Source organism: Shewanella algidipiscicola (genome assembly GCF_900380485.1).
Classification (GTDB): Bacteria; Pseudomonadota; Gammaproteobacteria; order Enterobacterales; family Shewanellaceae; genus Shewanella; species Shewanella algidipiscicola.
In genome coordinates, this window is the sequence record NZ_OXJV01000012.1 from 257,646 (window position 1) to 269,638 (window position 11,993).

7 protein-coding genes and 1 pseudogene are annotated in these 11,993 nt (G+C 45.4%); 5 read left to right on the top strand and 3 right to left on the bottom strand.

Going from position 1 to position 11,993, the window contains the following annotated elements; all coding sequences use genetic code 11:
* Positions 1 to 9: 9 nt before the first annotated feature.
* Together DN599_RS08610 and DN599_RS08615 are read right to left on the bottom strand one after the other, a co-directional pair.
* On the bottom strand, positions 10 to 453 hold the full coding sequence (locus DN599_RS08610; protein WP_110457209.1) for a TIGR02444 family protein: 444 nt from the start codon (positions 451 to 453) through the stop codon (positions 10 to 12).
* Between the two features lie 228 nt (positions 454 to 681).
* A complete protein-coding gene (locus tag DN599_RS08615) occupies positions 682 to 2,601 on the bottom strand; it encodes an ABC transporter ATP-binding protein (RefSeq protein WP_110457210.1) in 1,920 nt (639 codons plus the stop codon).
* Between the two features lie 175 nt (positions 2,602 to 2,776).
* Between DN599_RS08615 and DN599_RS08620 the strand changes: the two genes are divergently transcribed.
* Positions 2,777 to 2,977 carry a YheV family putative zinc ribbon protein gene (locus tag DN599_RS08620; protein WP_110457518.1) on the top strand — a complete coding sequence of 67 codons (201 nt, stop codon included), beginning with the start codon at positions 2,777 to 2,779 and terminating at the stop codon, positions 2,975 to 2,977.
* 54 nt (positions 2,978 to 3,031) lie between these two features.
* On the opposite strand, the gene DN599_RS08625 is transcribed toward DN599_RS08620, so the two are convergent.
* Positions 3,032 to 3,343, bottom strand: a complete 312-nt coding sequence (locus DN599_RS08625) for a hypothetical protein (RefSeq protein ID WP_110457211.1) — start codon at positions 3,341 to 3,343, stop codon at positions 3,032 to 3,034.
* A gap of 492 nt (positions 3,344 to 3,835) precedes the next feature.
* Between DN599_RS08625 and DN599_RS08630 the strand changes: the two genes are divergently transcribed.
* The 4 genes and pseudogenes from DN599_RS08630 to DN599_RS08645 form a co-directional block, all read left to right on the top strand.
* Positions 3,836 to 5,272 carry an MFS transporter gene (locus DN599_RS08630; RefSeq protein ID WP_239473267.1) on the top strand — a complete coding sequence of 479 codons (1,437 nt, stop codon included), beginning with the start codon at positions 3,836 to 3,838 and terminating at the stop codon, positions 5,270 to 5,272.
* 303 nt (positions 5,273 to 5,575) lie between these two features.
* Positions 5,576 to 6,979 (top strand): ATP-dependent RNA helicase DbpA, encoded by a 1,404-nt coding sequence (gene dbpA / locus DN599_RS08635; protein ID WP_110457212.1) that lies wholly within the window; start codon positions 5,576 to 5,578, stop codon positions 6,977 to 6,979.
* Positions 6,980 to 8,447: 1,468 nt separating this feature from the next.
* Complete coding sequence (locus tag DN599_RS08640; RefSeq protein WP_110457213.1) at positions 8,448 to 10,025, top strand: GmrSD restriction endonuclease domain-containing protein; 1,578 nt, start codon at positions 8,448 to 8,450, stop codon at positions 10,023 to 10,025.
* A 1,697-nt stretch (positions 10,026 to 11,722) separates the two neighbouring features.
* Positions 11,723 to 11,969: pseudogene (locus DN599_RS08645) on the top strand (transposase); the annotation flags it as partial.
* Positions 11,970 to 11,993 lie beyond the last annotated feature (24 nt).

Consider the following 11,993-nt stretch of genomic DNA (forward strand, 5'->3'; position numbering starts at 1 on the left):
CGCGATGAACTAACGGTTTGAGATGAGCATAGAGTAAGCGCTTATCTCCACCTCGAACAGGCTCAAATAGCGCATTAGATTGTCGGTATGGGAGGATAATTGCAGTAAGCTTGGGCTGCGCAAAATCAATCTTTGTACCTTGCGCTCTAACATCAGTTCCACCGTCAACATCTGCTGATACTCATCGGGGGCGAGGTGCCCTTTACTGAGTTTTCGCAGGCGGCGAAAGGGTTGCAGCAAGTTGAGCTCAAAGCTTGCTATCTGTGTGATGAGGTGTTGCCAGCCTTGAGTAGGCATAAGATAGTCATGGTTGTCGAGCCAAGTTGCCAGCAGTGCTAAGTTAACATTTAACCCGTGTTCATCCTGTAGTTTGAGATATTCAGCCTGATGTTGGGCATAGAGTAAGTCGCAGTCTTGCCAAAGTGACAGGGGGAGTTGGGTTAAACACGCCATGGTGACAGATCCTTGTGCTACTAATTGATTACGATTCACCGCTGTTATCAGTGAGTGTGATTCATCCAAAATTTGGTTAAGTATTTGTGCGCGCTAGCGAAAGCCTTGAGCGATCATATTAGCCTTTCGCGCCAACATTCGCTATGAGCGTTAACATTAACTTTCGCTGTAATCTGCCCTTGAGGCGAATAAACCGCCTCAAGGGAGTTGGGTGGCTGTGCTAGGTGACTATGATGCGGTGATTTGCGCGGTGACGCTTTGCTCCATCGCTTCAATCTGTTCTTGCAGTTCTAGCCACTCCATTTCGCTCTCTTCCAATGTTTGGGTCAGCTCTGTTCGCTCGCTAAGTACCGCCGTCAGTTTGGCCTTGTTATCGGCGTCATACAGGCTGGTGTCGGCCAGCATATTTTCTAGCTCGCTGAGACGTTCGCTGCACTCTTGCTGCTGTTTTTCCAGCTTGGCTTGTACTTTCTTGAGCGGCGACAGTTTTTGTCTTAATTCCGCTTCGAGGCGCTTTTGCTGCTTTTTATCTTGTGCGGGCGAGGCGTCGCTCACGCCATCACTATGATTATCACTCTTGGCCGCATCGAGCAACCATTGGTGATAATCATCGAGATCGCCATCGAAACTTCGCACTTCACCTTGATCCACCAAGTAGTAGTCGCTGCAACTGAGGCGCAATAAGTGCCTATCGTGAGAGACGATAATCATCGCCCCTTCGAAAGATTGCAGTGCCATGGTGAGCGCATGACGCATCTCAAGATCTAAGTGGTTGGTGGGCTCATCGAGCAGCAGCAGGTTAGGGCGTTGCCAGACCAAGAGCGCTAACACCAAGCGGGCTTTTTCGCCACCCGAAAAAGGTCGCACTGGCGATAATGCCATGTCGCCGTTAAAGCCGTATCCGCCCAGAAAATCACGCAGCTCCTGCTCACGATGGTTGGGCGCAAGGCGCATTAAATGTTGCAGTGGTGAGTCATCTAGGCGCAAAAATTCCAGTTGATGCTGGGCAAAGTAACCTATGTTAAGTCCGGGGTTGGTTTCATAGATGCCGCTTAGGGGTTGCAGTTGCCCCGACAGTAATTTAATCAGGGTAGATTTACCCGCGCCATTACGCCCGAGCAGGCCGATACGCGCACCTGGCACCAAGTTAAGGTGAACATGGTTTAAAATCACCTTATCGCCATAGCCTACAGAGACTTGCTCCATTTTGACCAGTGGATTGGGCAGGGCGTCGGGCGCTTTAAACTCCATATAAAATGGACTATCGGCTTTAGACGGCAGTAGCTCGGTCATGCGTTCGAGCGCCTTTAAGCGGCTCTGGGCCTGCTTAGCCTTACTGGCCTTATAGCGGAATCGGTCAACAAACGACTGCATGTGCGAACGCTCTTTCTGTTGGCGCTCATACGCCACCTGTTGCTGCGCCATCCGCTCGGCGCGAATGCGTTCAAAGGCGCTGTAGTTGCCTTTGTAATAGTTGAGTTTGTGGTGTTCGACATGGACAATTTCATCCACAATGGCGTCGATAAAGTCCCTGTCGTGGCTGATCAGAATCAAGGTACCTTGGTAGGACTTAATCCACCCCTCAAGCCAATACATGGTGTCTAAGTCTAAGTGGTTGGTGGGCTCATCGAGCAGCAACAGATCCGAGCGACACAGTAGCGCTTGGGCCAAGTTGAGTCGCATGCGCCAACCACCCGAGAAACTTTTAACCGGATTTTGCTGATCGGCTTCGGCAAAGCCAAGGCCAGCCAATAAGCTGGCGGCGCGCGATTGAATGGTATAGCCGCCGATGGCATCGAGTTTGCCGTGCAGCAAGGCAATGGCATTACCGTCGTTATCTTGCTGGGCTTGATGCAGTGCCTGCTCTAATTGTCGATATTCTTTATCGCCGTCAATCACATATTCTAATGCGCTGACATCTAACGCGGGTGTCTCCTGCGCCACCGAGGCAATTTGCCAGCCACTAGGAAGGCTAAACTCGCCTTTATCTAAGCTTAAATGACCGAGGATCAGCGCTAACAAGGATGACTTACCCGTGCCATTAGCGCCCACTAAGCCGACTTTATGGCCGGGATAGATAGTCAGTGACGCTTCGTCCAATAGGGTTTTTGAACCACGAATAAGTTGTGCTTGAGTAATGGTGATCATTAAGGTCGACTTGATACTGCATGGAGATAATTGGCTGAGGATAATAGCGTAAAATTGCCTATTTTAGCCACCGTTTAGCAAGAACAATTTCTAACTAATGGAAGTCTTTTTGATTGGCTTATGGCAAAATGCCGTCATTGAATTGCTAATTTACAGACTACAGGTTAATTGCAACGTGAGTAAAGTCAGAGTAAAGAAACGTTTTGTTGCCGGCGCTAAGTGCCCCAAGTGTAAAGCGGTAGACAGTATCGTGCTGTTTAAAGAGCAAGGAGTTGAAACGGTAGAGTGCATCGAGTGTGATTACCGTGAGCAACAAGCCGAAGCCGAGGTTGCCGCTAAGGCGACAGGTGCGGTTATTGGGGTGTTTAAGCCTTAAATTATTTAAGGCCTAAAACAGCTAGGTGCTAGCACCTAGCACTGAGCCTGATGGTTAATCTTTAAAGCCTTCATATAAAAACAGATGACGCGTCTGGTTAAAGCGTGCTTCATCGCTGTTGATAAAGTCGATAGCCAGTTGCGCCTGCTCTTGGCAACACTTATCGAGCTTGGCGATTTCATATTCGTTCATCACTATGTTCATCGCCTCGACCGTCCATTCGCACTCACCTAGGCCTATGGTGACTTCGTCGGGATCATAGTGAGTCACCATCCAGTCTTGTAGCTGCTCAGTTGAGATCTGCTGATTTTTCCATTGTTCAAGTTGTTCGATAAGTTGGCTTTTGCTGATATTGGCTTGTGTCATTGAGTTGGTAATTGCTGGCTGATAAATCTTGCCGCCTAGGATACCGATTTATAACCGGCGATGCGATGCTAAATGGTGCTTGCCGATAACTTAGGCTTAATTAACTAAGCCACAATTAACTAAGCCTTAATGGACTTGGCCTTAAGCTGCACATCTTGGTGATGTGCTTGTTATCGCTAGCGTAAGCTCTATCGCTTATCCCTGCTTGTGTCGTCATTGCCTTAAAGCCATTGCCATTTAGCCAATGTTACTTCGCCAATACGACTTCGCTCCGCCACTGCTTTTTAACTATTGCAGATTAATCACGGCTTATTAATCGCAGTGACTCAGTAGCGTCACTGAGCCAAGGAGGTTAAACCCATAAACCAAGGGGGAGCCTGTGGTGTGTATCGCAACCTTGATAAAATGGCGGGGTAATTTAGGTCGCAAGTGTTGCCTTGTTGTACGCTGCGGGGTAATTTGTTGTGTTTTTTTATTTTTGGATCACATCAAATGAATAATAAAGTTACATCCAAAGCCACCGAGCCGGCAGAGTCGACTCACTCTAAGACGGCTTTTCCGCGTATGTTTTGGGTCGCCAATGGCGTCGAACTGCTCGAACGCGCGGCCTATTACGGCGTATTTGTCGTTATCACCTTGTATTTGTCTCGTATCTTGGGCTTTAGCGACGTAGAAGCGGCGTGGTTAGCTGGCTCCTTCTCGGCAGGTCTCTATTTTTTGCCCACTTTTAGCGGTGCCTTAGCCGATAAGATAGGCTTTAGGGGGGCCTTGCTGCTGGCCTTTGGTCTATTGACCATAGGTTATGCGTCATTAGCGATTTTCCCCATGCTGATAGAAACTCAAGGACTGGTGGAGTATGGCAAGGAAACCGTTTATCGCGGGCTGCGCGAAGCCGATATTCGCTGGGCGATTATCCCTATTTTAATCGTCATCATGATTGGTGGCTCTTTTATCAAGGCGGTGATCACTGGCACTGTTGCGCTATCGACCACCACAGAAACCCGCGCTAAGGGCTTTTCTATCTTTTATATGATGGTTAACATTGGCGCCTTTTCCGGTAAAACTGTGGTTAAACCGCTGCGCGAGTCGATGGGCGATCTGGGGTTAATTAACCTCAACTATTTTGCCGCCAGCATGACGTTACTGGCGTTTATCAGTATTTTGCTGTTCTTTAAGAGTACCGATAACAATCGCTCGGGTAAGAGCCTGGGGCAAATTTGGCAAGCATTAACGAAAGTGCTGTCTAATGGCCGTTTGGTTTCGCTGACCATTATCATTTCTGGTTTTTGGATGGTGCAACATCAGCTGTATGCCACCATGCCCAAATATGTGCTGCGCATGGCGGGCGAAGGGTCTTCTCCTTCTTGGTACGCTAACGTTAATCCGCTGGTGGTGTTTCTGTGTGTGAGCCTAGTGACCACGCTAATGGCAAAACGCAGCGCACTTTCTTCGATGACCATAGGCATGTTTATTATGCCTGTTTCGGCACTATTAATGGCCTCGGGCAATATGTTTGCCGGGACTGACACTATTTTAGGCATGCATCCTATTGCGGCGATGATGATCATCGGCATTGTGTTCCAAGGCTTAGCTGAGTGCTTTATTTCGCCGCGTTTCTTGGAATACTTTTCACTGCAAGCACCTAAGGGCGAAGAGGGGCTGTACTTAGGGTTCTCACATCTACACTCGTTTATTAGCTCATTACTGGGCTTTGGTTTGTCAGGCTATTTACTCGAGGCCTACTGCCCCGATCCGCGCACCTTTAGTGACCATGCTGCTTGGGTTGAAGCCTCATCCCATGCCCATTATATCTGGTACGTGTTTGCCGGTATCGCTAGCGTGTCAGCAGTCTCATTAATTATCTATGGCGCTGTGATTAAACGCATGGATGCTAAAGTGACTGCAGAGGCCGAGCTGGCCACCGCTTAAATCGCGACTCTTGTAGCTGCACTTTAACCATTATCTTAACAGCTGTTATCTCAAGCCCCTGCACCGCGTAGACAAACACTCACGCGGCGCCGGGGGCTTTTTAGCGATAAACCTTTTTAAGCACACTTGCCTAACGCACTTTGACTAAAAGATTGCTATAATCGCCGCCAATACAGGGCAGAGCTTAGCGCATTCGGTAATATGAGGGTGTTGGGTTTGCCTATCGACATGCTTTAAATTCGATTAGCTGTGCACGCGCGATTAATACTCGGCCAAGCCCAGCTGTCCGACTAGGAAAATACCGTGAGTCAAGCCGACAATAACACCGCAACTGCTTTTAACAGCCTGGCGTTAAAACCTGAACTGCTCGAGACCCTAACCACCATAGGTTTTGAGTCTATGACCCCCATTCAAGCCAAAAGCTTGCCAGCCATCTTAAACGGCGAAGATGTGATTGGCCAAGGCAAAACAGGCTCGGGTAAAACCGCCGCCTTTGGCTTAGGATTACTCAATAAATTGGATGTGAAACGTTTTCGCATTCAAGCGTTAGTGATGTGCCCAACCCGCGAGCTGGCCGACCAAGTGGCGGCCGATCTGCGTACGCTGGCCCGTGGCATCCACAATATAAAAATTTTAACCTTGTGTGGCGGCGTGCCTATGGGGCCACAAATTGGCTCGCTTGAACATGGTGCGCATATCATTGTGGGTACGCCGGGTCGTATTATCGATCATCTCGATCGCGGTCGTTTAGATCTTGAAAACGTTAACATGTTAGTGCTGGATGAAGCCGATCGCATGTTAGAAATGGGGTTTCAAAAAGAGCTCGACGCCATCATGCTCGCCGTGCCGCGTGAGCGCCAAACCTTGCTGTTTAGCGCCACTTTCCCTGAGCAAATTCAAACCATTAGCGAGCAGTTTTTGGTCAACCCTGTGATGATCAAGGTTGAAGGCAAGCACGACGGTGACACCATTGACCAGCATTTTTATGAGTGCGGTAACAATAACGATCGCATGAAAGCCCTGCGCCTGTTGCTACTGCATCACAAGCCAGAAAGTGCCGTGGTGTTTTGTAATACCAAACGCGAAACCAAAGATGTGGCCGCGAAATTGGCTAACGATGGTTTTAGCGTTGTGGCGCTGCACGGCGACTTAGAGCAGCGCGATCGCGACCAGATGTTACTGCGATTTGCCAACAAGAGTGCTAGCGTGATGGTGGCTACCGATGTGGCCGCACGCGGGCTCGATATCGATGCGCTCGATATGGTGGTTAACTACCATGTTGCTTACGACACCGAAGTGCACATTCACCGAATTGGCCGTACTGGTCGCGCGGGCAGCAAAGGGGCGGCGCATACCTTCTTTAACCATGAAGACGGTTACAAAATGGCACTGCTTGAAGATGAAATTGGCCGCGACATCGTGGGCGAAGCCTTGCCAAACGAAAGTCTGCTCGACACTTACCCACCCCAGCCACGCATGGTCACCATTCAAATTGATGGCGGTAAGAAAAACAAAATTCGTCCAGGCGACATTTTAGGTTGCCTCACAGGTGACAACGGCATCGAAGGCTCAGAAGTGGGCAAGATTAAGATCACCGAGTTTCGCTCATACGTTGCTGTCGATCGCAAAGTGCTCAATAAAGCCCTTAACAAGATAACCAAGGGTAAGCTTAAAGGTAAGAGCTATCGCGCATGGGAACTGCGCTAACTCATCGCGTTAACTAGCGATTGGGCTTAATTAGCTATCAGGCTATGTTGAAAAGGAGCTAACTAACGTTAGCTCCTTTTTTGTTTGTTGTGTATTGGTGTTTTTGTTGTTTAGTGTTTGGCCGAATTGGTGTTGGTTAAGTGGGTTTGAAGGCGTACTTTTATGGCAACCTATCACCTGCGGTGAGTTTATGTGCAGATACTTCTGCGACACTGTGAGTGAAGCGTAGCTTTATGCTTACGAACGAGAGAGGTATGGATGCCGAAAAATGTTGGGAATATTTTTGGCCATGATTTCGAAGGCCAAAATCGCGCTTACATCTTTATCTAACGCCTCTTCGATTTAGCCGTATTAGGTGTGGATTCAGAATTAAAAGCTAACGTATTTTTGCCCCAAAGTTTGGTGGGCTTGGCATGAAGAACAATGACATTTGCTTGAGTAGCGGCTGGCTGTATTTTTATTAATTGAAAGTGTTTGAAGGTCGAACCTTCAATGTGAGTTAATTGCTTGCAGCAGGCTTATGTGCAAGCGCTCTTTTGGCTCGCCGCAAGCACGTCCGTGTGGGCTCTGCGAAATCATCCATGATTTCGAAGGCCAAAACCGCGCTTACACCTATCTCTAACGCTTCTTCGATTGGACTTCATTTGATACGACTAGTGAGTTAAAGGCTAAGAAGCTTTTTGCCCCAAAGTTTGGTGACCTTGAAATGAAGGCTTGGCATTTTTTTAAGTTTACTTGAGCAGCGTTATGCTGAATTTTCATTTATTGATGTGCTATGAAAACGCACCTTAATGGCAATTAATAGCCTGCCGCAGGCTAGAAAACAGAGCGAAATAGCTGTTTTTTATGCTCGATAAACTGCCTGCAATTTTATAATTAGTCGAATTGTTGTGATTTAATAATTTGTTGTAGAGACCTCTACATCAACTCGTTCAGTTTGCGGGAAACTTATTCAAATTTTCTCAAACTGATGTTAGCTTTATCGCTTTATTTCAATTCATTAGCGTGTCATAGTCGCTGTAAGTTAAATTTTAGGCAGCAGTTTATTGAGCTGCTATTCAATAAGCTGTTCTTGACCTGAGGTAGACGATTTTTAGCAAAAAAGAAGTGATATTTAAGTCTAGCTGAAGGAATAGATAGAGCCAAACGCGATGGAAGAAACGCATTTTCTATGGTAGCTTGAAGGCACTTGCCAAGGCTCGTAAAGCGTAGCTTTTAAAGAGACCTGCAATTGACTTCAAGTGAAGAAGCGATGCTTCCCTCACGCCGCAGGGGGCATCAATTAAGCCCCAAGGGCATGGAATATGAACTCACGGATTGAGTAGCGATAACCTCCTCTCTCCGAAAGTAAAGAACAAGCCGTTACACGAGACCTTTGGCTCGTGAACTAGATCGTTATAAGGCCAATCGGGCATCGAGTATTACCGTAAAGTTTTTCATCTGAGAAAGTAAAATAAAAGGAAGTAACATGGCTGCCAAGTCAAATTTAGTAAACCTTGATGCAATGATCAAAAGAGCTGATTTTGCACACAAACAAGATGAAAGTTCATCTTTTGAAACATTTAATAGTATTCCTGCTCGGGAGCTAGCTTCAGGTAGTCCTATAGTTGCTTTACTAAGAAAGCCTGACTTTCAAAGAGAAACAAACCATTGGACACCAGATCAAGTTGTATCTTTGCTTGAGTGTTATATCAATGGCGACCTAATTCCTTCTGTAATCTTATGGATGTCTCCTTCGTTTTTATTCGTTATAGATGGAGGGCATAGATTAAGCGTAATCCGCGCTTGGATGGAAGATGATTATGGTGATGGGCCAATATCACATAAACTATTTGGCCATGATATATCTGCTGAGCAAAAAAAAGCGGCGGAAAAAACGAGGAAACTTGTTAAAGAAAAAATTGGAGCTTGGAGTTATTATCAAAGTCTTTTAAAAGATAACGATAGTGATGATATAACACCTGAACAAAGAAAAAAGTTAAGCACTTTGACTGCTCGTGGATTACCAGTACAGTGGGTGAAAGGTGATACTGATAAGGCAGAGACATCATTCTTTAATATAAATATGAAAGGAACTCCTTTAGACCCTCTTGAAGAGTTGCTATTAAGGAATAGAAAAAGACCTGTACCAATCGCTGCAAGAGCAATTATTCGAGCAGGTAAAGGGCATCGTTATTGGTCATTATTTGAGAAAGAGAAAACAGAAGTTATTGAAGCGCAGTCGCTTAAATTACACCGTTTATTATTTGATCCTGAGATAAAAAAACCGATAAAAACTTTAGATTTGCCACTAAGTGGTTCTAAGGGTATTAGAACAGCAATTCAAATACTGATTGATTTTATCCTAATTGCAAATTCCAATCAGAAAGACGGTGTGTTGAAATTAGATAAATATCCAGAAGATTTATCTGGTGACGGCACTCTTGATGTTCTGAAAAAAACTATTACTTTAGCATCAAGAATTACTGGAAATGATCGCGGTAGCCTTGGACTTCACCCTGCAATATATTTCTATGGTCCTACAGGTCGCCACTCAAGCGCTATGTTTTTAGGTGCTATAACTCTTTTCAATGAAAAACTGATACAAAACAATAAATCATTTTTTACTAAATTTACAAGTGTCAGAGAAAAACTAGAAGAAATACTTATTAGTAATAAAGAACTTGTCGCTACTATTTTACAAAAACATATTAGCCATAAACGGGCTGATATATTTAAAGATTTGTTAGATAAAGTTGTTGTTAAGTTATCAGAAGAGCAAGAAATAACACAAAATGACTTAATTGTATTATCTCAGTTGGACGGTAAATTAATTTCTGGTGATGTTAAAAATGGTAACTCTAAAATAACAGACGAACAAAAGAGTAAATTATTTATTAATATAGCTTTAAATAATGCTCTTACGTGCCCTATTTGTAACGGTTATTTAGATGTAGATAAATCAGTGTCTTATGATCACATACAAAGAGTTAGAGAAGGTGGCGCAGGGAACTCGGGTAACGTACAACTTACGCACCCTTATTGTAACCAATCAATTAAGCAATAAGGATTTATAACGAGTTGCTTAAACGGAAAAATAACAGTTGGCCTTCGCTTTGCGATTATAGCCAACCATTATTTTCCGCTTAGCAAGGCGTTAATCTATACAAATATTAATCTGAAACAGACTAATCAGAACATTAGTCTTAACAAGCTTTGGTTCAAAAATAAGTTAGCTTTTGATTGTCCGAGTCATATCAGTAAGGTTAAATCGAAGAGATTAAGAACTCAGTGTAGGTATGGCGGTGGGGGTTGGTGGCATGGATGCCACCGTCGAGCGTATAGGGATATACTTGCAGCGCCCCACCGAAATACCTGCACGAAAGGCATGCTGCAGGCAATGGGTTGCCATGAAGGTTAACGCTACCATCAATAAATAAAAACTAACTCGACTAAATGTTACAAGCCAAAAAAAGCCAACACCTTGATTCGAAGGCCAACACACTTTTGTCCAAAAACAACTTAACTTTTGATTGTCCGAGTGACACTAGTAAGGTCAAATCGAAGAGATTAAGAACTCGTGTGTAGGTGCGGCTGAGGCCTTCGATTTCAGGGATGAAATCGCAGAGCGCCCAAGGATGGGTTTACAGCGGTGCCGAGGAAGCACCTGCACGAAAGGCATGCTGCAGGCAATTGGTTGCCATGAAGGTTAACGCTACCATCAATCAATAAAAACTAACTCGACTAAATGTTACAAGCCCAAAAAAGCCAACACCTTCATTCGAAGGCCAAGATACTTTGGTCCAAAAATAAGTTAGCTTTTGATTGTCCGAGTGACACTGGTAAGGTCAAATCGAAGAGATTAAGAACTCGGGTGTAGGTGCGGCTGAGGCCTTCGATTTCAGGGATGAAATCGCAGAGCGCCCAAGGATGGGTTTACAGCGGTGCCGAGGAAGCACCTGCACGTAAGCCTGCGGCAAGCAATTCAAAACAATGTAAGTCAACGCTACCATCAATCAATAAAACCTAACTCGACTAAATGCTACAAGCCAAAAATGCCAATACCTTCATTCGAAGGCCAAGATACTTTTGTCCAAAAATAAGTTAGCTTTTGATTGTCCGAGTCATATCAGTAAGGTTAAATCGAAGAGATAGATAAGTCGGTGTAGGTGCGGCTGAGGCCTTCGATTTCAGGGATGAAATCGCAGAGCGCCCAAGGATGGGTTTACAGCGGTGCCGAGGAAGTACCTGCACGAAAGGCCTGCGGCAAGCAATTCAAAACAATGTAAGTTAACGCTACCATCAGCGATGTAAAAACCTATTCCGGCAAATGCTACAAGCCAAAAAAAGCCAACACCTTCATTCGAAGGCCAAGATACTTTTGTCCAAAAACAATTTAACTTTTGATTGTCCGAGTGACACTAGTAAGGTCAAATCGAAGAGATTAAGAACTCGGGTGTAGGTGCGGCTGTGACCTTCCGTGACAGTGATGTCACGGCAGAGCCTACAGGGATTGTACTTGAACAACATCCCTGTTTAAGAGCCAGTTCGGCATCCATGCCTCTCGTTCGTTGGCTCGAAGCAGCGCTTCACTCTCCGTGTCACAGAAGCACCTGCACGAAAGGCCTGCGGCAAGCAATTCAAAATGATGAAGGTTAACGCTACTATCGTTAACTAAATGAAATAAATAGACGCCCATAGTTAATGTGCATCAGAAACGACCTTCTACTAAGCTTTGAAGAAGCATTAGACAAGGAGGTTGTTATGCGACGCCCTTGCCGTACCCAAATTAGTCTTGAAGACATACCCTATTATCATTGTTGTAGCCGGTGTAGTGAGGCGCGCCTTTTTATGTGGTGATGATGCCTATTCGGGGAAAAATTATGATCATCGCCGCAGTTGGATAGAATCGCTGGTGTTTGAGCTTGCAGCGGCTTTTGCCATTGATGTAGCAGCATTTGCCGTAATGTCGAATCACCTTCATGTGGTGCTACGTATTGATATCGAGACTGATTAATAATGGCTGGCACATATT